The 24,245-nt window shown below is 40.6% G+C and carries 10 protein-coding genes; 7 read left to right on the top strand and 3 right to left on the bottom strand.

The window, feature by feature from the left end; all coding sequences use genetic code 11:
• Window positions 1-8 precede the first annotated feature (8 nt).
• Window positions 9-2,969, bottom strand: a complete 2,961-nt coding sequence (locus NQ505_RS07140; RefSeq protein ID WP_009001008.1) for a SusC/RagA family TonB-linked outer membrane protein — start codon at window positions 2,967-2,969, stop codon at window positions 9-11.
• Between the two features lie 367 nt (window positions 2,970-3,336).
• On the opposite strand from NQ505_RS07140, the gene NQ505_RS07135 reads away from it, so the two are divergent.
• From NQ505_RS07135 to NQ505_RS07125, 3 genes are all read left to right on the top strand, one after another.
• Window positions 3,337-7,284, top strand: a complete 3,948-nt coding sequence (locus tag NQ505_RS07135; RefSeq protein ID WP_009001009.1) for a two-component regulator propeller domain-containing protein — start codon at window positions 3,337-3,339, stop codon at window positions 7,282-7,284.
• Window positions 7,285-7,472: 188 nt separating this feature from the next.
• The gene (locus NQ505_RS07130; RefSeq protein ID WP_009001010.1) at window positions 7,473-8,180 is read left to right on the top strand and encodes a hypothetical protein; all 708 of its coding nucleotides are present in this window, start codon (window positions 7,473-7,475) and stop codon (window positions 8,178-8,180) included.
• A gap of 52 nt (window positions 8,181-8,232) precedes the next feature.
• A complete protein-coding gene (locus NQ505_RS07125) occupies window positions 8,233-10,749 on the top strand; it encodes a glycosyl hydrolase family 95 catalytic domain-containing protein (protein ID WP_009001011.1) in 2,517 nt (838 codons plus the stop codon).
• Between the two features lie 167 nt (window positions 10,750-10,916).
• On the opposite strand, the gene ahpF is transcribed toward NQ505_RS07125, so the two are convergent.
• Together ahpF and ahpC are read right to left on the bottom strand one after the other, a co-directional pair.
• Complete coding sequence (ahpF, locus tag NQ505_RS07120) at window positions 10,917-12,467, bottom strand: alkyl hydroperoxide reductase subunit F (RefSeq protein WP_009001013.1); 1,551 nt, start codon at window positions 12,465-12,467, stop codon at window positions 10,917-10,919.
• An 84-nt stretch (window positions 12,468-12,551) separates the two neighbouring features.
• Complete coding sequence (ahpC, locus tag NQ505_RS07115; protein ID WP_004307892.1) at window positions 12,552-13,118, bottom strand: alkyl hydroperoxide reductase subunit C; 567 nt, start codon at window positions 13,116-13,118, stop codon at window positions 12,552-12,554.
• Window positions 13,119-14,047: 929 nt separating this feature from the next.
• Here ahpC and NQ505_RS07110 point away from each other — a divergent pair.
• The 4 genes from NQ505_RS07110 to NQ505_RS07095 are packed head-to-tail and all read left to right on the top strand — an operon-like array spanning window position 14,048 to window position 24,214.
• Complete coding sequence (locus NQ505_RS07110; protein ID WP_009001015.1) at window positions 14,048-17,119, top strand: SusC/RagA family TonB-linked outer membrane protein; 3,072 nt, start codon at window positions 14,048-14,050, stop codon at window positions 17,117-17,119.
• A gap of 18 nt (window positions 17,120-17,137) precedes the next feature.
• On the top strand, window positions 17,138-18,931 hold the full coding sequence (locus tag NQ505_RS07105) for a RagB/SusD family nutrient uptake outer membrane protein (RefSeq protein ID WP_009001016.1): 1,794 nt from the start codon (window positions 17,138-17,140) through the stop codon (window positions 18,929-18,931).
• 31 nt (window positions 18,932-18,962) lie between these two features.
• The gene (locus NQ505_RS07100) at window positions 18,963-20,066 is read left to right on the top strand and encodes a DUF5017 domain-containing protein (RefSeq protein ID WP_009001017.1); all 1,104 of its coding nucleotides are present in this window, start codon (window positions 18,963-18,965) and stop codon (window positions 20,064-20,066) included.
• 17 nt (window positions 20,067-20,083) lie between these two features.
• The gene (locus tag NQ505_RS07095; RefSeq protein WP_009001018.1) at window positions 20,084-24,214 is read left to right on the top strand and encodes a response regulator; all 4,131 of its coding nucleotides are present in this window, start codon (window positions 20,084-20,086) and stop codon (window positions 24,212-24,214) included.
• Window positions 24,215-24,245: the final 31 nt, after the last annotated feature.

The raw sequence follows: 24,245 nt of genomic DNA, 5'->3' as shown, positions 1-24,245 counted from the left end.
TTAAAAGATTAAAAGTTAAGTTTCATACCAAAAGTGAAAGTTCTTGGAACAGGATAAGAGCCCATATCTACGCCATTAAAGCCGTAATCGGATTCACTGTACACTTCTGGGTCCATACCTGTGTATTTCGTTAATGTAAACAGGTTTTGAGCACTGACCGACAATTGAATATCGGCTACTTTCGTTATCTTCTTAGGAATATTATACGTAAGGCTTATATTTTTCAGTTTCACAAATGATGCATCTTCAAGCCAGAAATCGGAATCAGGATAGTTTCTATTATCTGAATTTTTATGACTTGCATACACAGCATCTGCTTTATTGGCTACTTTATCCCAACTTTTGTAATAAGCATCAGATAAAGAGATGAAACGATATACACCTGTCATAGATCCCATCGCATAGCGGCTTACATTCAGTCTATCTTGTCCTAATGCAGCATTGATGAAGAGATTGAGCGTCCAGTTTTTCCAAGTAAATGTATTATTCCATCCGAAAGTCCAATTAGGCTCGGCCTGCCCTTTAGTAACCAGATCGTCAGCACCCGGATTGGTTGTCAAACTTCCATTAGATTGATGTTTATACAAGTTGGCGCCCTGGTCATTAAAGTTTGCCCATTCATAAAGATAGAAAGAACCAATCGGATACCCTACTTTTTTAATTTGAATGGGACCACCGCCAATACTTGTATAATTCTCCCCAACGATAAAATCACTACCTGCCAGATCGATTATCTTATTCTTTAAATAAGATGCATTCAGCGATGTTTCCCAACCAAATATATCTTTGTCTGTCAAAGGAGTAGCTGTAATGGTGAATTCAACACCAGAGTTTCTAACTTCACCTTGGTTGACCCAGAAAGAGCCACCTCCGTTATATTGAGGAGCAGGTTTGCGAAGCAACAAGTCTTTAGTATCCTTCCGGAACCATTCGGCTGTAAAACTCAAGCGACCGTCTAAAACACTGGCATCCAAACCTATGTTATACTGATAGGTGCTTTCCCAAGTTACATCTGGTGTAGCAAGATTTCCAGTCCAATAACCGGTATGGATTGCATCGCTACCATAACCGTCATAATTTGTAGGAGCCAACATACCCAATGTTGTGTAAGCGCCGATACTTTGATTACCAACAACACCAAAACTGGCTCTTAGTTTCAATTGCTGGACAATGTTTTGTTTGCTCATAAAGTTTTCTTTAGCAACATCCCAAGCAACAGCTGCTGACGGAAAATATCCCCATTTATTCTTCTTCTGAAACTTAGATGAACCATCGGCGCGGAAAGTACCTGTCAGCATATACTTCCCTTTGTAATTGTACATAATTCGACCAAGTCCCGACACAATAGCTTCTGCGGAATAGCCATTCTCTCCATCGCGTGTCTTTGCATTTTTTGCATTCCAATAACCAACAAACTCATTGGCTAAATCACTACCGGTCAGTTTTAAATTTCTACCTTCGGCGCCACTTGCTTCAAACACAGCTGTTACAGTCAAATGATGATCGCCGAAACTTGTGTTATAAGTCACATTATTGGTATTCTGCCAGAATAGATTCATCCTGCTCGCATTTTCCATACCACTAATTTGTCCGGGTTTTGCTAACGACGAGGTGAAAGAGTAACTCGGAACATGAGAGTAATTAGCAGCACCCTGTACAGACAATGTCAACCCTTTCATTATTTTGAAAGTCAAATCCATATTAGTATTCAAAGCATACACATATGAGTCACCATAATTTGCGACACGTGCACCATAAGGGTTTCCATTTACTGAATTATAAGGGTCCATATTATAAACGCCCGTTACCGGATCTTTCATTTCCATCGTAGGAGAATAGTTCAGGAAGTTCATAATGTCAATACCCCCATTATGACTGTGAGTACGTGAAGCATTAATTTTGGTAGAAAGTGTCAACCACTTAGTGAGTTCATTATCCAAATTTATCCGCAACTGTGCACGTTGATACTTGGTCGTGATGGTCATGGCTGTCATATTCAATACATTGGCTGAAATAAGATACTTATTTTTAGCCGTTCCACCCGAAATACCTAATTTATAGTCCTGACTAATACCGGTCTGCAACATCAAATTCTGCCAGTCAATACCTTTGGAACCATTTTTATAAGCTTCCATCTCATCATCTGCAAACGAAATACCATTATATTCCTTTAATGCTGTCGCATATTCATAAGCATTCAGTAAGTCATATTTTTTAAGGATGTTCGATACGCCTATAGCCACATCTGCATAAATCTGCACTTTACCTTCTACCCCTTTTTTAGTAGTTACCAAGACCACACCATTAGCACCGCGTGAACCATAAATAGCTGTTGCCGAAGCATCCTTCAAAACTTCAATAGATTGAATGTCAGCAGGATTTACATCTAGTCCACCAGACATAATGCCATCGATGACATACAAGGGATCATTGCTGGTATTAAGAGAAGTAGTACCACGAACACGAACTTTAACTGTGCCACCAGGTAAACCATTTACGCTCGTCACTGCCACACCTGCAGTACGTCCTTGCAGAATATCTTCCACCCGCTTTACCGGCTGATCCTTAAATTGTTTGGAAGAAACAGAAGCCACAGCACCTGTTATATCTGATTTTTTCACTACACCATAGCCAATGACCACTACCTCACTCAATTGGTTCTGATCTTCCTGCATTGTAATCTTCAAACTGGTATTCGTTCCCAGTTTAACCTCTTTAGTCACGTATCCGATATAAGAGAATGATAGTGTAGAACCAACAGGAGCACTAATCGAGAACTTTCCGGAAATATCCGTTACGGTACCAGTTTGTGCATCTTTAAGGGTTACGTTGACACCGATGATAGGTTCATTGCTGTCGGCATCCATAACAGTACCCGAATACTGCTTTGCAACCTGTGCATAAGTAGATGTAACTGCTGCAAAAAGAAATAGTAGCAAGCAGCCAAGCGTTTTTCTTAGATTATCCATATACTTTTCATTTAGTTAGAATATAATGATATTAGATTTTTAGGAATTTTAGATATAAGTCAAGGCATTCAAAATGTTCCCAACATTACTCCGCCTCTTCATTCTACAGTTTTAGGATGTATTCATAGTAAATAGTCTTTTTTTAAGGTTTAATACTTTTTCGTATTTAGTGTCAACTATGCAAATATAGGTGCAAAGCATGGAAATAGAGATCAAATAACATCCATAATTAGTCCGCTACTGTTCAAAAGGAGTATTCTGAATACCCTTTCGAGCCATCTAATGAGCTTTGTGGACAAAAGAAGATGAAATCTATTGTACAGTTTCATAACTTCTTTTATATTTGCTATATCAAAAGAACATAACTATGTCAAAAGCACACATACTAAAGAGGTATTCTTCCCTAATTTGGATATTATTCTTTGTTCTTTCTACAAAGGCTGAACAACAAGACTACTACTTCAGACAAATTTCTTTGGAACAGGGATTGTCACAATCAAGAGTGCAGTGCATTTACAGAGATCATTTAGGAGTAATATGGATAGGTACTAAATGGGGGTTAAATAGTTATGACCAATCTGAACTGAAAAGTTATTTTCATGACCGGGAGCAGCCCAACTCATTGCCCGACAATTTCATTCGTTTTATTACAGAGGATCGTTTCGGCGATTTATACGTTTCTACCAATAAAGGAATTGCCATCTACAATAAAGCCGAAAATCAGTTTCAGCCATTGAAATATAACGGAAAACCATTTACCGCTTGGTCTTATCTTCAAATAGATGACAATTTCCTGTTTGGAGGAGAAGAAACCTTATACCAATACAATCTGGCGGATAAAAGTATTACGACGATCTTCCCCGACATCGACGGAGACAAGTTGAAATGTATCAACCGCATCTTTCAGTGGAGTCCCAATATACTGATAACCAGCAGTAAGAAAGATGGGCTTTGGATGTATGATCTAGCAAAAAAGAAAATGTATCGATGTCCATTTGTAAAAGAGCGCGAGATAAACACCATATTTGTTGACTCTCAAAACCGGCTTTGGGTATCATTCTATGGCAAAGGAATGGCCTGCTACTCGAAAGAGGGGAAAAGACTTTTCAGTTTATCCACCAGGAATTCCGAGCTCAACAACGACATCATTTTTGATTTTCTTGAAAAAGATAATCAACTTTGGATAGCCACTGACGGAGGAGGCATCAACATACTTGACCTCCAGACTATGAAGTTCTCTTATCTTAAACATATTTCCGATGATGAGCAATCCTTACCGAACAACTCTATCTACCGGCTCTATAAAGATCAAATGGACAATATATGGATAGGCAGCATACACGGAGGATTATTCGCTATTAAGAAAGTATTCATCAAAACCTATAAAGATGTTCCACTGAACAATCCCAATGGAGTTAGTGAGCGCATCGTGGTTAGCATCTTTGAAGATAAGGATACATTGCTTTGGATTGGAACAGACGGAGGAGGTATCAACTCATTTGACCAAAAAACGAATACATTTCATCATTACCCTACTACATACGGAGAGAAAGTCACCTCTATCACAGATTTTTCTGAAAATGAGCTCTTATTATCATGTTTCAATAAAGGGGTCTATACCTTTAATAAGAGAACCGCACAGATGCAACCTTTTCCCATTATCAATGACTCTATTTCGAAAAGAGAATTTTCATCCGGCGACTTGGTAAACCTATATGCTACAAAAGATAACATTTACATATTAGGAGCAAAAGTCTATATCTACAACAAACATACCCGGCAAACATCTATTCTCTATGCACCCCAAATAGACATTCAGCGCCAAATAGCTATGCAGGCTATTTATTCCGACGATACCCATCTGTATCTAATGGGAACCAACAACCTGTTTAAACTAAACTTCAAAACCAACGAACTGTCCTCATTGGTCAGCATGAAAGAGGGAGATGATTTCACATCGGCCTGTCGAGATGATAAAGGTAACTTTTGGATAGGAAGTAATTTCGGATTGCTCTTCTACAATAAACAGACTGGAAAAACAGAAAAGATACACACCAACTTGTTCAACAGTGTATCCAGCCTTGCCTATGATAAAAAAGGAAAAGTCTGGATAGGAGCGCAAAATATGTTCTTTGCGTATATTATTAACGAAAAACGTTTCGTTATCCTGGACGAATCCGATGGAGTTCCTTCCAACGAATTGATATTTACCCCTATTCCTGCTCTTCGTACTCCCAATCTGTATATGGGAGGCACTATGGGACTGGTACGCATTAATACGGATATTATTTTCGAAAGTAATTCGTCTCCTATTCTCAAGCTACTTGAAGTAAAACTAAATGGTAAATCAACTCTGAAACAGGTTAATAATAACTGTATTTCGATTCCCTGGAATCATTCATCGTTCAATATCAAAGTGATTGCTGACGAAAAGAACTCCTTCCGAAAACACCTTTTCCGGTATGTCATCACAGGAAAAGACAAAATGGTGATCGAGAGTTATCTCCAGACACTCGAATTGGGTACCTTAGCGTCAGGGGAATATACCATCAGCGTATCCTGTGATACCCCCAACGGTGAATGGAGCCAGCCGACAGAGATCTTAACTATTATGGTCTCACCTCCTTGGTGGAAATCTACCTGGTTTATTATACTATGCATTTTCTTTGCATTTCTAGTTGCAGGAGTAGTCTTCTTTAGTTTGATAAGAAAAAAAGAGAATCGGCTGAAACGTGAGATGCGGGAACATGAGAAGAAGATATATGAAGAGAAAATACGCTTCTTAATCAATATCAGCCATGAGCTACGTACCCCTTTGACACTCATTTATGCTTCCCTGAAACGAATTCTAAATAAAGAGGTAAAGCAAGATGAGCTGCCAGAATATCTACAGGGTGCATTCAAGCAGGCCAATCAGATGAAAGATATTATCAACATTGTGCTTGATGCACGCAAAATGGAGGTAGGACAGGAAGTGCTACACATCTCTTCGCATCCTTTGCACAAGTGGATACAGGAAGTGGCAGAAACATTTCAAACTGCATCAAAGGCCAAAGAAATTGAAATTACATACGACTTTGACGACAGCATACAATATATCGCGTATGATGACACCAAATGCAGAGTTGTTCTTTCCAATCTGATTATGAATGCTTTGAAATATAGCCCCAATCAGACTCGTATCGTCATAAAAACAATCCGTACAAATGAAAGTATACAGGTACACGTACAAGACCAGGGAATCGGATTGGATAACGTAGATATAAAAAAGCTCTTTACCCGTTTCTACCAAGGCAAACATAATGAGGGAGGAAGTGGTATCGGTTTATCTTATGCTAAAATGTTGATTGACCTGCATGGAGGCAGGATGGGGGCTTTCAATAATGAAGACAGAGGGGCCACATTCTTTTATGAAATACCGGCTAATCTACAAGAGCAAGAAGTATCATGTCCTCAACATTCCTACCTCAACGAACTTTTAAGTTCTCCAGAGGAAGAAGAGAAAATAGAATCCGGTTCTTTCTCTCTACAAGGGTATTCACTGTTGATTGTAGAAGACAAACAGGACTTAAGGGAATTCTTAAAAAGTGCCCTTAAGGATAAATTCAAGAAGATCTATCAGGCAGAAAATGGACTGGTAGCACTGGAAGTTATTAAGCAACAGCAACCGGACATTATAGTAAGTGATGTAATGATGCCACAAATGAATGGCTATCAGCTATGCAAAGAAATTAAAGAGAATCTGAATATTAGCCATATCCCTGTCATCCTGCTTACCGCCAGAGCTGATTCTGAAAGCCAGATGTTAGGATACAAATTAGGAGCTGATGCCTATTTACCCAAACCATTTGAAATGGAAATGCTCCTCAGCGTGATCCAGAATCAGATGAGAAACCGTGAATATATTAAGTCCAGATACAGGGGCAATCAATTCATTCTGTCTCCGCAAGAGGCTACTTTCAGCAATGCAGATGAACAATTTATGATTAAATTGAATGAAATGATCGATCAGAATCTGTCTCAACCAGATTTGGATGTGAAATTCCTGACTGCTCAAATGGCAATGAGCCGGACATCCTTATATAATAAGATCAAGGAACTGACCGGCATGGGAGCAAACGATTATATCAATCGTAGAAGAATCGACAAAGCAATCATTCTTTTAACTCAGTCTGACATGAGCATTACTGAAATATCAGAGCAGGTAGGTTTCACTTATCAACGATATTTCAGTACGTTATTTAAAGAAATGAAAGGAATGACTCCTTCTCAATTCAGAGCGCAACACGGATCTACCCAACAACCATCAGAGTAGATTCAGCACTTTAGTTTATCATTTATATAGAAATTATACTTTCCGGGACAGAACGATTAGGATTTCCAGTGCAGATTTGGACGTTTCATGATTTGAAATGACTAAAATCTGATGAGCAGAATAGGGTATTCGACTACTTTTGCAACAAAGCAATTAAAAGAAAACGAATATACTTAAATTCAATTATTATGAGAAACTGCTATTTGACTCTGTCACTCATATGCATTTGCAGCATTTGTTTTGCACAGCAACAGACCAATGACATCAGTACTAAAAATCCGCCAAACAGAGAATGGAATTTCAATAATCTGGATGGATGGGAATATGGACATCAGGATGACAACCCGGATAATCAATGCATATTAGAGAATGGTTACTTACGGATTTTTACCCGGGCTAATTCGGTGGACCGGAAAAAGGTTCGCACTATAGAACGGATTTATACAACAGGAAGATATACCTGGCGTACTCATATCCCGCAAATGGGAATAGGAGATCAATGCAGCGTGGGTTCGTGGATATATCATGACGACCAACATGAATTGGATTTTGAAGTCGGATATGGCAAAGACACAGTTCGCAGAGAATTAAATGCTGCTCCGGACGAAATTATTGCTTATATGACATCGCAGGCATATCCTTTTTCTTCTGTCCCTATAGTAATCAAAACCGGATGGCATCTGTTCGAAATTGATTTGACATTAAAAGATGGAAACTATTACATCACCTGGCTAATAGACAACGAGCCCAAACATGAACTTCAACTGAAATTTGGAAAAGACATTGCATTCCATATTTCTTGCAGTGTAGAGAATCTTAAATTTATTGGAGACCGACCGGCACAGCAGGAAAATTCCGGACTGTTTGATTTCGTCAGATATACATATCATGACTAAATAAATGAACTTAGCACATATTTCTTAAAAGCCCCCCCAAAAAATTAATACCATGAGAATAACGTTCATTTCACTTTCCCTTATATTCATGAGCATTTGTCTCCATGCGCAAGATAGAGCAGACTACAAGTATCTTAATATGTCCTCCTCTTCTTTCAGAGTTGATGAAAGTTATCTGTCAAAACATGATATCGTTTATTTCTCTCCGACTCAATTAGAAGCAGAGGGGTTTCCTATGGGAAACGGGAACATAGGAGGTATGATCTGGAACAACGATAATGGTATTGAACTCCAGATAAACAAAAACGATTTATGGAGCAAACCTGACAAGGAAGAAAACGACCTGTCCGTCCTAAAGCATGCAGCGCGCTTAAAGATAGATTTTGGTATTCCTGTCTTTAGCTGGATACACTTGAAGAACTTTGAGGGACGATTATCATTACAGAAAGGTGAAACGACTTATAAAGCCGCCACTCCTTATTCGACAACCACTATCCGGACCTGGCTGGCCCATGGTCGAAACGTATGGATACTGGAATGTGAAAACCTGCCCAATAAAGAAATAACAGGAACTGAACAAAAAGCAACTGTTTCACTCGAAAGACTCGGTAGTCGTTCTTTCTCCGGCTGGTATGCCGGACGATTTCCCAAAGACCCAAAGGTAGGCATAGGCAAAACCCAGTCATTACTCAACGGCAATGATATGATTATTGAAGAAAATGGCGACGGACTGCATTTCGCCGTAGCATGCAGAATTATAAAAGAACCGGCTACGGCTGTGATTATCAATTCGCATCGCATGGAACAGAAAACGGTCAAAAACAAGTTCACAGTCTTGATTAGTGTAGTGACAGATCGTGAGAATAAGGCTCCTGTAGAAGCTGCCCGAAGATTACTTGATGAAGCGGAAACAGATGGCATTGAGCATTTAAAGGCAGATAAAAATAATTGGTACAAGAATTTCTGGTCTAATGCTTTCATGAAATTAGGAGACGATTATCTTGAAAATATCTATTATTTACGCAGATACCTGATGGCTGCCGGTTCGCAAGGAGAATTTCCCGTTGCATTCAATGGAGGATTGTGGCGTTGGAATCGCGATGTCATGAATTGGGTAACTCCTCATCATTGGAACACACAACAGCAATACTGGGGATTATGTGCGCAGAATGACTGTCAACTAATGGCTCCGTATCTTGACACATACTTCAAGATGATTCCATCGGGAGAAATGCTCGCAAAAGAATATGGAGCATCAGATGATGCATTACTTATCACTGAAGCCCATTGTTTCACCGGAGAGCAGACAGGGAAAGACCGTGAAGATATGAGAAACAACTTTACTCCTGCTTCACAAATAGCTTCTCTCTTTTGGGATTACTATGCGTTCACCGGAGACAAGGACTTTCTGAAAAACAAAGCATACGTTTTCATGAAAAAGGCTGCTAATTTCTATCTCGAAAAATTACAATGGGATGCCGAAAAGAAAGAGTTTTATTTTCTTTCTTCTTTATATGAGTCAGCAGATATCAGCTATGTAAAGAATACGATTAGTGACAGGAATTGCATCGAACAGCTCTTCAGAAATTGTATCAAAGCAGCTACTCTATTAAAGACGGACAAAGATAAAATAGCCCAATGGAAACACGTATTGAATCACTTATGGAAGATTTCTTATGAACCGTTTGAATCATGTGGAGAAGTTATCGCTCCGGCGGAAGAATACTATACAGAGTTACGATACTCTCCCTGGATGTGGGCGAGTGCCGGCTCAAGTGCCTTTCCAACAGGACTGATTGGCATTGATGATAAAGATTCGCACATGGGAAAAGCCATAACCAATTTACTGAAATGTCGTGAGAGTGCAAATGCACACTACCCTCTCCCGGAAATTGCAGCACGAATGGGACTTGGAGACGAAGCCCTTAAATACCTTACGAATGGAGTGAACATCCATCAAATGTATCCGCAAGGATTGATGCACAATGTCACCGGATATCCGGATAATATTTATGACCTTCAATCCGTTCACGACTTGTTGGGACATATTTACACTATCCGTTCGCATGATTTCTTCCAATGTGGGATGGAGCCTATAAGCAATTATAGTACAGCAATGAATGAGATGATGCTCCAAAGCAATGAAGACAAAATCAGAGTATTTCCTGCAATACCAACAGCATGGGATACGACACGAATAGCTTTCACCTTACTGGCAAGAGGAGCATTCATTGTGTCGTCCGAAAGAGATGAACAAGCCAAAGTAACCCAAATAGGGATAAAAAGTCTGAAAGGAAATATCTGCAGAGTTCAAAACCCATGCCCAGTTAATGATATTGTGGTGATGTCAGTCAATGATAAAAACAAAGTAAAATATAAAATTGAAAAGAATAACGTGATTACGTTTGCCACAATCACAGACAGAGAATATATTGTTAAGCTCAACAGTGATAAAGAAGAAAATGTTCCAACTGTTTATTCCGGAACTCCTAATAGCAAGGTAAAATATTGGAAACAGCGTACTTTAGGTAAAAATAGCGGATGGAACGACAATCCCATCCAACATTAGCCCACATCAAAGGAACAGGCCTTTCACTGCCATTCAAAGAGAATGTCATGTTCTCTAAATATAAAATAGCCCTCGTTACAGATTTGTAGCGAGGGTGTTTTATAGAGGAGTCATTCCTCCTCTTGCTAATGTTTTGTTTGTGTGCTTTTTATATCTGAATATATCAATCAGATAATCCCTCTCACTCTATCGTCAAATGCAGAAAGCGCAGCTTTCGCCCCTTCGCCCATAGAGATAATAATTTGCTTATAAGGAACCGTAGAAACATCTCCGGCTGCATAGATACCCGTCGCATTCGTACGGCAATGTGCATCAATCATGATTTCGCCCGGACGGTTGGTTTCCACTATGTCGCGGAATACACTGCTATTCGCAGAAAGCCCGATCTGTACAAATACACCATCCAATTCCACCAAACGTTCTTCTTCCGTTTTGCGGTCTTTGATGCGTAGGCCAGTCAGCTTATCACCATTTCCTATCACTTCCGTAGTCTGTGAACTTACAAACACTTCCACATTCGGCAATGATTTAAGTCGCTCTTGAAGTACACTGTCCGCTTTCAACTCATCCATAAATTCAAAAACAGTCACTTTGGAGCAGATACCTGCCAAGTCAATGGCTGCCTCAATGCCTGAATTTCCACCACCTACTACCGCTACATGCTTTCCTTTATAAAACGGCCCATCACAATGAGGACAGAAAGCGACACCACGACCTATATATTCGGCTTCTCCCGGAACATTCAGTTTACGCCAGCTTGCACCGGTTGCAATAATCAGTGCCGGAGCCAGGAATTTCTCACCAACAGAGGTAGTGATCTGCTTCTGTTTTCCAACCACTTCTACTTTTTCTACTTTACGATGCTCCAGTAAATCCACCGGATAGCGTAAGAGATGTGTTTTCAGATTATCGGCAAGTTCATTTCCTGTCGTTTCCGGAACAGAAATTAAATTCTCAATACCCACCGTTTCTTTCACCTGTCCGCCAATACGCTCGGCCACGATAGCTACACGGAGTCCTTTACGGGCAGAATAAATAGCCGCCGATACTCCTGCAGGTCCTCCACCGGCTACAATCACATCATATTCTTTCACCTCTGCATTCGCTTTGGTTTCGTCAATACCATATTGTTCTTCCAACTTGGCAAGCAATTCGCCAAATTCACCACGGCCTACATGAAGTAATTTTCCGTCTGCAAAGACAGAGGGCACTCCTTGTATCTTCAGTGCATCTACTTCATCCTGATAAAGCGCACCGTCTACCATTTCATGCGTAATAGCCGGATTCAAAGTAGTCATTGCATTCAGAGCCTGCACTACGTCAGGGCAGTTCGTACAAGTCAACGAAACATAAGTGGTCAGATGTATCGGACCTTTCAGTGCTTTCACACGGTTGCAAACGGCCTCATCGGGAAAGTTCTTTCCTTTGCCATCCAGATTCAGGATAGCCAAAAGCAATGACGTGAACTCATGTCCGTTAGGAATACCCCGGAATGTGATTCCGGTGCGGTCGCCATTCTTCAGTAAAGTAAACTTCAATGCGTCTCCCTCATTCACTACACAAGTGATATGATTGGAACAATCCGCTACATCTCCCAGCAGCTCCAATAATTCTGTTTTGTTTTCGTGGCTGGACGATACGGATATATCAAAAGTAAAGTTTGCCTCCAGCCCAGCAAAAATACCCTTTAATTGTTCTTTTAATGCAGATTCTAACATATCTTTTCCCTTTTATTTTTTTAAAAGAAAGGCCGGCAGCGTCTCCCGTTACCGGCCTCCCATAATCACCATTATCAAGATCTATCAAATCTTACCTACCAGGTCGATGCTCGGTTTCAGGGTAGACTCACCCTTCTTCCATTTAGCCGGGCAAACTTCTCCGTCATGGCTGGCTACAAACTGTGCAGCTTCCACTTTACGAAGCAATTCACTTGCATCACGGCCAATATTGTTATCATTCAGTTCCACCACTTTAATCTTTCCTTCCGGATTGACAACGAATGTACCGCGATAAGCCATACCTTCTTCTTCGATATATACACCCAGTGCACGGCTCAAAGCGCCAGTCGGGTCTGCCAACATCGGGTATTGAATCTTGCGAATGCTTTCAGAAGCATCATGCCAAGCTTTGTGCACGAAATGAGAGTCAGTACTTACCGAATAGATTTCTACACCCATCGCTTTGAACTGGTCGTACTTTTCAGCCATATCCACCAATTCAGTAGGACATACGAAAGTAAAGTCAGCAGGATAGAAGAAAAGAATCGCCCATTTACCTTTCAGGTCATTGTTGGTTACAGTCTTGAAAGCTCCGTTGTGAAAAGCCTGAACACTGAATTCAGGAAGTTGAGAATTTAAAATTGGTTCCATAATCTTTATTGCTTTTATTGTTATTAATTGATTTGACTTATAACATCAGAAACAATGTTTTGTTTTTTGTTTCTGGTGCAAAGATAAAGGCAGAAACCCTGCCTTTGCAAAAAAAGTCCAATCGAATATTTCTATGCTATGATAGATGAAATTAATAACATCCATAAAGTTCCATTTTTAAGATTTGTGCCACCACCAAATTGTCCAAATATCCACAACGAGAAAAAATAGCACATAAAATCACGCATATATATACCATTCCCGATGATTTTATGCATGCTAACAGTACTAATATACAGAAAAGAGAAGCTTTCCCAATCATTCCCCGGTGAGAAACGAAATGTTGCTCACCGGGGAACAAAGTGTTTCTCGGTGTGGAACACTTTGTTTCAAGGTAAGAAATGATTCGAAAGACATAAAGAAGAATTCTAAACGTCTATATGGAGCGCTAGTTACTCTAGTTAGTATACAGATAAAAACTTATTGATATTATCAAATTGAATAGCTATCCAGAGTTTTTCTATCAATGATTCACCTTATTCAACCCAGAAGATACTCATTGACAAGAAATAGTCCGATATAATACCACTCTCAAATACATTAATATCAATTCCTACAGATATTTCTCCTTACGCTCACAACCCACTGCATATTTGAGAAAACAGAATGATTTAATATACAATTTTTCATATCCGATCTTTTTCAATACTCCCCATGATAATACTCACTATAAAAAAGTCCAATCGAATAATTTTACGCGGTGATAAATGAAATTAATAGAAAGCGATTACCTTTGAAGAAAAAGTCTGTAATTTGGTCAAGAGAAAAGTACAATAGGTCAAAACATAGATATTATAATTCGCTTTATTTGCACTACCATTTTAAATCTAATTGTATTAATCCTTATTATAAACTTTAATATCTGCACTATGAAGAGAAAAGTACTATTAAGCACATTGTTTCTAATACTACATTTCACAGTAGCATTAGCACAGCAAGTAACTATTTCAGGGCAAGTGTTGGATGAGAAGAGTGAACCTCTTATCGGTGCCACGATAAATATCGAAGGCACCACCAATGCAGTAATCACCGATTTAGAAGGAAAGTTCACGATTAAAGTACTTCCTTCTGAAAAACTGGTCATCAGTTATCTGGGATATAAGCCCAAAACTATCGCTATCGGAAAGAACCGAAGATTTGATATCATTCTAGACCCTTCAGTCACAGAGATGGATGAGGTGGTTGTTGTAGGCTATGGTAGCCAGCGAAAAAGTGATATTGCAACCGCCGTTGCTTCTGTGAATATAAAAGATATTGCAAAAAGTAGTTCTACGCAGACGTTACAAGCACTACAAGGCAAAATCAGCGGAGTACAGATTATCCCCACAGACGGTTCATTCTCAAGCGGAATGACTTTCAGAATCAGAGGTGTCAACTCCGTCACAGGAGGAACCCAGCCTCTCTTCGTCATTGATGGTGTACCAATGCCTACCCAACAGATCACCAATGAAGATACCGAAACGGTAAACAATCCTCTGCTGGGACTGAATCCAAATGATATTGAATCAATGGAAATCCTGAAAGATGCAGCGGCAGCAGCTATTTATGGAGCCAAAGGAGCCAATGGTGTTGTTATTATCACCACCAAACGGGGAACAGCCTCCACCAAACCTAAATTCACTTTTAGTCTGACCGGAGGATTAGATATGAATCCCCACATTCCACTGGAGGTTTTATCACCAGAAGAATATGCCAAGAAAATGCTCGATTATGGAACTTACGACAGCCCCAACCTAATCAACTTCTGGCAAAATGTTGTCGATAATAAAGGATGGAATGACCCGTCAGTACACAAATGGATGGATGAAATCACACAGGTAGCTAAAAAATACGAAACGAATGCCAGCATATCAGGAGGAACCAAAGGAACTACTTATATGCTCTCGCTCGGATATTTAAATAACACGGGGATTATAAAACGCTCCGCTTTCGACCGTTTCACCTCGCGTTTAAACTTAAATCAAGAGGTAAATTCTAAGATCAATATCGGAATCAATTTATCCTATTCCACCTCCAAAGATAAAAATCCAGTCAGTGACTGGTCACAATCAGGTGTCATCCTCAATGCCTTACAAATCTCTCCCTTCCTATTTTATCCGGGACTGGCAGACATCATGAATTACAGCAATATTAATATCATGAGCCCCTTGGTAGCTGTCGACCAGGTAGATATAAACAACCGATACAGTGAACTCAATGGTAACATCTATTTCAACTATAAAATACAGAAAGATCTCACATTCAGCACCAGTGCTTCCTATCGTCAATACTCCATGGACCAGAATAAACTATGGGGTTCGGATACATGGTATGGACAATCAGAAAGAGGACGTATGGAAATCAGTAACCGGGAAGAAAATAGCTGGGTATATGAAGCTCGCCTCCAATATGCAAAGAGCATAAAGAAACACTCTTTCTCTTTAATGGGTGCTTTTGAAGCCAGCAAATGGTCAATGAAAGACGTCTATAACAAAGCAACCAACTTTGAAGATATGGCAGTTGGCATCTGGGGTATTGATAAAGGGTTGGTCACTTATGCTCCCAAATATATGTATGACAGCAGTCAAATGGTGTCCTTCATTAGTAGAGGAACCTATACTTTCGATAATAAATACGTTTTAAACGCCTCTTTACGCGTAGACGGTTCTTCCAAATTCGGAGCAAATAATAAATATGGATATTTCCCGGCTGTCAGCGTTGCATGGCGTGCTTCCGAAGAAGAGTTTATAAAAAAATACGATTTTATATCCAATCTAAGAGTGCGTACCAGTTTTGGTATGACAGGTAATAACCAAATTCCATCTTATCAATCCCTTTCTCAATTAGAGAACAATAAGGTGGTTATGAACGGCAATATGGTGGAGATCGGGCGGTACCCCTCCAATGTCACCAATGACGATCTGAAATGGGAAAGCCAGAAACAATATAATGTCGGATTCGATTTCGGTGTACTGGATAATCGTTTTTCCATCACGGCCGACTTTTATTATAAAAGAATTGATGACATGTTACTGCAAGTAAATATACCATCAACATCAGGCTACACCAAAGCTTGGAAAAACGCAGGTTCGATGGAAAATAAGGGTATGGAATTCGCAATTAATGCAAACTGGTTCCAAGGAGACTTCAGCTGGTCTACAGATTTCAACATTTCATTCTACAAGAATAAGATTCTTTCATTAGACAAAGGACAATATCAACAGTTCTACGACAGAGGGATCAATGCTAAAATCACCAGCGATGTACTACTGAGAGTAGGAATGCCGGTAGGTATCTACTATGGATATATCAGTGACGGAACATACAACAACGATACCGAAATTATCAATGGCTACCCCGGCCCTAACCTTGGACTGGGACAGCTCAAAGTAGTAGATGTGAACAAAGACGGTGTGATCGACTCAAATGACCGTACCCCAATCGCAGATGTCAATCCCAAACATACAGGAGGAATAGGCAATACATTCTCCTACAAAGGATTCGACTTATATGCTTTCTTCCGATGGTCCTATGGTAATGATGTGGTAAATGGCAATGCCTATTATTTGGTTGGAACCACCAGTATCAATAACATCCTGAAGAGTGTCTACAAAGACGTATGGTCTACCAAAACTCCGGAAAACAATTATCCTTTATACGGTCGAGGAACCTGGGGAGAGAGTGTGCTTAGAAGTGACTTAGTAGAAGACGGTTCTTTCCTACGATTGCAAACCCTGTCACTGGGCTATAATTTCCCTACCAAAGTAACCCGCAAAATGGGACTTTCCAAAATGCGTGTAGCAGTGACCGGAACTAATTTGTGGCTATGGACACGTTATTCCGGCTTCGACCCGGAAGCGAATACCGGATACGGAACAGTAGCCCGTCTGGCACCAGGACTTGATATGAGCCCATATCCAAGACCACGCTCTTTCTCACTTTCAATCGAACTAGGGTTTTAATCATAAAAAATCAAGGACATGAATAAGTTTAACATATTAATTGCAATACTTGTATGCCTGAACATTTGTAGCTGCTCCGATTTTCTGGAAGAAGACCCCAAAGGCAGACTGACAACCGATAATTTCTACAATAGTGAATCTGACGCCCGCCAAGCTATTAATGGTGTCTATCGCAGACTATCCGACTCATGGGTAACAGGATATAATATGAAACAAATTCCCAACGATTTACTTAAACGTGCAAGCTGGGATGAAGCGAGTGGACTAAGTAACTTCACTTATGGCTCTGAAAACACCTATATTGCCGGCATGTGGCAAAATCACTATGCAGTGATAAAAGACTGCAACTCCGTGATAGACAATGTCACAGCCAATAAAGACAAAATAAACAACTGGGAGAGATACGTTGCCCAGGCACAAGGCATTCGTGCTTTCCTCTATTTCGACCTTGTAAGATGGTTCGGTGATGTTCCTCTGGTATTAAAAGACACCAAGTCTCTTGACGGACTGGAAGTGACCCGCACTTCGCAGAAAGATGTATTTCAGCAGATAATAGAAGATTTCGAGTATTGCATCGATCATACAATGGACAAGGGAGACACCTCCCAAGGATACCAATATGGCAGACTGACAAAAGATGCCTGTCGTGGCTTTCTTGCTAAAGTATATTTATGGCTTGGCAGTGTGGCACAACGGGATGGAAAAGAAATATTGGGCAATGCTGCCGATAATTTTGGAAAGTCGCTAGAGTACTCAAGTACGGTTATTCAGGGCGGACGTTATAAACTGGTAGATTATTATCCGGATGTATTTAATGCCAAAACCCGAGACAAAGCTCCGGATGAAGTATTATGGTGCGTGCAGGGACTGACTGGTGACGATACAGGAACATGGACAGGTATGATGTTTGGTATCAGAGGGAGTCAAAATCTCGGAGGTTCATGGGACAATATATCCAGCTCGGATTATCATCGTATGATATACGAACCAAGTGATTCTATCCGTCGTCTATGGAATTGCCCGCGAATGACAATACAGGAAGATGGTACTTTATGGGGATGGGATTATAAAATGTACTGGGACACAAGAGGAGACCAGAAATTGAGCGAAGCGACAGAAAACAACAACTGGCTTCAATGGAGCATAGGCAAGTTCAGACGATTCCCGCTAGCAGACCCGTCATCATATAATTATACCAACTTCGGAATGGACGAACCCCTGCTCCGCTATGCTGACGTACTACTTATGTATGCAGAAGCCTATAATGAGGTCAATCATGGCCCTGGTGATTACAGGCCGTCCTCGGGAATAGATATGAGTGGAATTTCAGTACAGTCCGCTTACGATGCCGTCAACCTTGTACGCAAGCGTTCGCGAATTGCTAACGAGGGCATCATGCATCAAGACGTACTTCCCCGTAAACTAATTACCGACTACATAAATAAAGTTGACGAATGTGTTCCTGACTGGAAGCCTAATTCATACGGTTATATTTATGACGGAGTAAGAACCGTATGGGATTATAACAGATATGGCGATGACTATACTGCTTTCAGAACAGAGATCCTAAATGAACGTGCACGCGAATTAGTAGCCGAATCGACTGACAGATGGTGTGATCTCGTCCGTCGTGGTACCCTAGTCAAACAGATGCAGGTGTGGCGGCAATACAACCCGTTTATCAGCAATACGGAACGAGAGATTACCACTCCCGGAGCTCCGGAAAACATCCAATCCCGTAATATGCTGTTGCCAATACCTTTGAGTGAAATAGATACAAACAAGAATCTGACTCAAAACCCGGGATATTAATCATCTAGTGTAAACATTAAACTATAAAAGAATGAGAACATCATATATTAAATCCATGTTTCTGCTCACGATAAGCCTGCTTATAGCGTGCAGCGAAGAGGACGCTCCCAATCTGCGAATTTCAGTGGAAGCAGACAAGACAGAGGTTAAAGTGGGAGAGCCAGTCACTTTCAGCATCTGGCACAATGCCATGGCTTTATCCATTTACACGGGAGATGACGGACACGATTACAAGACAAGTGCTTACTTCCTATTGCAAGGGTTGGCCGACACAGATTTACAAAACAACAATTACCGTCCTATTGATCCGGAAATAGTTCCCTACAATTGCGACTTTGCCAATACACAGACCGGTGCAACGACCATCAAAGATAATTTGTCAGAAGTTATCAACGCCGGCAGCGGAGATAACCTGATAGGTTCGGAAGCCGAAGTTGAGTATGATGAATCTATCCAGCAGAATGTATTGAAAATTACCTCCGTACATCCAGAATGGTGGTATCAGGCTCTACGCCTCAACACCCATGCAAAACTGGGCACGAACAAGAAATTGAATCTACGAATGAGATTCGACAAAGACATTCTGGAAGATGTCAGTTCGGGAGCTCCGCGTCCTGAGATTACCACTTTTCAGGTTGTAATCCGCCTCGGCGGTATCGGAGTTGGTGAAACGGATGTCATATTCAGGGACGAAACCGTCTGGGACATTTACTGGAATCCTAACATCGCCTACACAGACTATTCTGTTGATCTGTCGAGCGTTATTGATGCCTGGCAAGGAGCTACGGGAAAAACGATGGCAACGTTATCATACATACAAATATTGTTTACCCCAAGTAATAATGCCGGATATTTGGGCGATTATTACATAGCCTCTGCAAGTTATGGAGACATTGATTATATTCCATTCGCTACGGGTCAATCTCTGAATATCAATGATAATTCCGGAATAGCGAAATACCAATATACCTATACCCAACCAGGTACTTATCAAGTAGTCGTGATAGGTACGAATACGAGTATGAAGAACTATTCGGATAGCGGATACAAAGACAACGTAGGAAACAAAATCAATGCGAGTGAGTATAATTATAACACTCAACAATCCACCATTGACATAACCGTTCATCCATAATACTGATATTTTTGCTTATGAGATATTATAAACAAATCATCCTATCACTTATCATTCTTACCTGTGCATTTACTACAAGTAGTGCACAAGAGGAGCTTCTGTTCCGGCATTTGACCAGAAACGATGGACTGTTGCATGATAACGTGACTTGTATTGTACAAGACTCCTTAGGGTATATGTGGTTCGGAAGCCATCGAGGGCTCAACCGGTACGACGGATATTCTATCGATTCTTACAAATACGAGAATGGTATTATAAACTCTGTCTATTACAATAGAGTTTACAGTATTCAGATAGTGGGGCATCACATCTGGCTGGCTACCGAAGCCGGATTATCTTGTTTTGATATCAGAACGAAGAAATTTGTCAGTTACCGTATAGAAGGACAATCAGACCCTGACTTTTACTCCAAAGTCAGGGTACTAAAGCGAGGTATCAATCATCAGCTATGGCTCATATCCGATAATCAGATCCGGCTGGTAAAAATTCAATCTTCCGAAAAAAACGGTACCCAGCCGGTTCTTTCTGCCCAAAAGATAGGAGATACGTATAGCTATGTTGCCGATGAACTAAACCCCAAAGTCGCCACAGATAGCTTGGGAAATGTCTGGATTTCAGGAAAGAGGTACCTGTCTGCCTACAAGCCCAATGCCAATGGAGAGCTTCAGTTCTCCGGAAATATAAACAATAACATAGGTTCGGGAGTCAGGGATATCTGCTATGATAACGGATATTTATGGCTCATATATCAGGAACATCTGGCTAAATACAAAATTGAAAACGGGGATCACTATGTACTTATCAAACAGGTGATGTTCAACACCCCCGGAGGTGTACTGTCACTGTGCGTTGATCCGGACTATGTATGGATAGGAGCCAATGAAGGACTTTTCCAAGTATGGAAGAACAATGATTCCATGCCTGCAATAGAACACAAGCATTCGCCATCCAATCCTTATTCGGTAGGCAGTGATATCAACAATATTTTCCTCGACAGAGATAACAATCTATGGGTATCTGCCTGGACTGCAGGCGTATCTTATGCCAATACAAGGCCACGCTTTTTCAAAACCGTCAGATACAGTCCTTTCAAAACATCGGATACCAACATAGGGTCCGAATTCATCAGTTCCATACATTACAGTAAAGACGGGCATGTGTATATGGGAAGCAAGTTCGGAGGACTAAGCAGTTTCAACATAAAAACAAAAGAAGTGATATGGGATTATTGCCATCTCCCGCAGTTATTTCCGAGCATAACAAGCATACAGTCGGACAACCGGAACATATATGCAGCTGTCAGGGACAACATCCTCATTATCAACAAAAAGACACGAGAAATCATCCAGTCGCTACGAACAGTCAATGGTGGATATATATTCTGGCTGGATTTTGATAAGTTCAACCGCCTATGGGTGACAACCTATGCCGGATTGGAATGTTTCGAAGAAATAAACAGTCAATGGAGAAACACAATGACCTATACCACTCAGACAGCTACCCCCAATAATCTGTCAACCGACCTACTTCACAACATATACAGCGACACCATCAAAAACGAGCTCATTATCACATCGGCAATGGGCATAAACCGTGTCATATTTGACAATGAAGGAAAAGTCATCCGCATCGTCAAATACCTGGCAAAAGAGAATGACAAAAACAGTTTAAGCAGTAACTATATCTGGCCCATCGATAAAGGAAGCGAGTCTACGTACTGGATAGGTACCATGGGAAACGGGCTTAATAAAGTGACACTGATAGACAGACCTAACGGCATCTACGACTATTCGGCTGAGAGTTACGGGATAGAAGCTGGAGCAACGTCTAACGACATAGAAAGTATCGAGGTGGACAGATTCGGCCGTGTATGGTGCGGTGGTTTCAATCTGAATTATTTCGATGATGAAATCAAACGTTTTAATCTATTCGACACTAATGACGGTCTGCAAAGTTATGTGTTCGGCACCTCTTCTTCCACCAAAGACGATGACGGCAATCTCTACTTCGGAGGAGCCCATGGGTTAAATTACTTCACTCCTATTGCCGAGACTCCGCACACGGCTTCCTATCGTGTCTATTTCACCAGATGCCACATTAACGGTAAGGTCGTGGACTCGGATATCGAGTTTTCCAATAGTCTGAAACTGAAATACCCTGATAACAATTTCTCTGTCAGCTTTACATCATTATCTTACAGAAATCAGCATCACATACGTTATCGATACAAACTGGAAAAATATGACAATGAATGGCGATATATAGAGGCAGGCAAAGAACCAACTGTATCTTATCAGAAAATCCCATTCGGTTTGCACACCCTGCTAGTGGAAGCAGGCGACTGGCAAGCATGGAGCAATGAACAATATACATTGCAAATTTATTCTCAACCTCCTTTCTGGATGACTTGGTGGGCCTACACATTCTATATCCTTGTCATTCTAGGATTATTCTACATAGGTTTCCGTTATTTCATCAAATGGACTCAAATGAAGAATACGATTTCCATGCAGAAAGAGCAAGAACGCCAAAAAGAGGAAATGATGCAGATGAAGATGCGGTTCTTCACGGATGTATCTCATGAGTTCAGAACTCCGCTCACCCTGATAAGCCATGCAATCAACGAAATAGCAGAAGATGAGGATATCTGCACGAACAAATATGTAAATATCATCCAGCATAATACAGGCAAGTTGTCGAACATGGTCAATGAATTGCTCGATTTCCACCGGGCAGAAATTAAGTCCGCTCAACTTAGAACAGCCTATACTTCGATTCCTGAATACGTCAACGATATTTATGAAGAATTCAAAGGTTGGGCCGAAGCATCAGATATCCATGTGAATCTACAGATTGACGACCGAAACATCAGAATGTGGATAGACCCGGAACATTTTGGAAAAATACTGTCTAATATCCTATCAAACAGTATACGCTATTCGCATGCCAACAGTGAAATCAATATCCAAGTTTCCAAAGGATTAGTGGACGATATCATTCCTCTATACAAAGATTCTTTCTGGAACACCAAGGAAATGATTCCCGGCGAACAGGTCATTATAAGAGTTAGCGATACAGGGATTGGCATGGAGAAAGCCGTACTGCCCACAATTTTTAAACGTTTTCATCAGGTACAGAATAATACAGGTAAGCAACATTCCGGTTCGGGCATCGGATTATCTCTAGTTAAGTCTCTTATCGAACTCCATCATGGAGGAATTATAATAAGCAGTAAGCCCAATGTGGGCACAGAAGTCATCATTGCTTTGCCCATATCCGACGCTTATCTGACTAAGGAGGAAAAAACAGAAGAAAATACATTCGTATTAAAGGACTATTTATCCAACTATGCAGTAGAATATGCACCGCTGGAAGTAGAAGAAACCACAGCAATCTACAGAGAGGGAAAACCTACCATTTTGTTGGTGGATGACAATCATGAAATACTTATGATACTAAGGGAATACTTTGTAAAAGAGTACAATATCATCATGGCCATAGATGGACAGGAGGCTTTGGACAAATGTAACCGTAGCCTTCCGGACATGATTATATCGGATGTAATGATGCCCAGAATGAATGGTATAGAGTTGTGTGCAACCTTAAAAAAGAACCTGCAGACTTGCTTTATCCCTATCATCCTGCTCACCGCAAAGTCGCAGATAGAAGATCAGATTGAAGGAATCGAAATGGGAGCGGATGCCTACATACCCAAACCTTTCAATCCCAGACTTCTTAAAGCCAATGTCCGTAATCTCCTCAATAAAAGTCATCAGATGCGAAATCTGCCAACCACCAACAATGTCCGGCAAGAGATTCAGGACAAGAGACAAAGAGAGATGTTCGACAAACTGATAGAATTAGTCAACGACAACCTTACTAACCAGCAATTCTCTGTCGATCATCTCTGCCTTGAACTGGGAATGAACAGAACCAAACTGTATAGTTTCATCAAATCAACTACCGGCATGTCTTTGGGGAATTATATCCGTAAAATCAGACTAGACAAAGCAGCAGAACTGCTACGAACTACCGACATGTCAATCAGTGAAGTCGGTTACGCTGTCGGAATCGAGAGTCCCTCTTATTTCACGAGAACATTTAAAGAGCAATTCGGAAGCGCGCCATCTGAATTTATCAAGCATTAATCATATAATCGAATATTCAATACTTAACATC

It is taken from the genome of Bacteroides sp. D2, assembly GCF_025147085.1.
GTDB lineage: Bacteria > Bacteroidota > Bacteroidia > Bacteroidales > Bacteroidaceae > Bacteroides.
The sequence above is the reverse complement of the archived record's forward strand: the minus strand, read 5'-3'. Positions and strand labels throughout refer to the sequence as shown.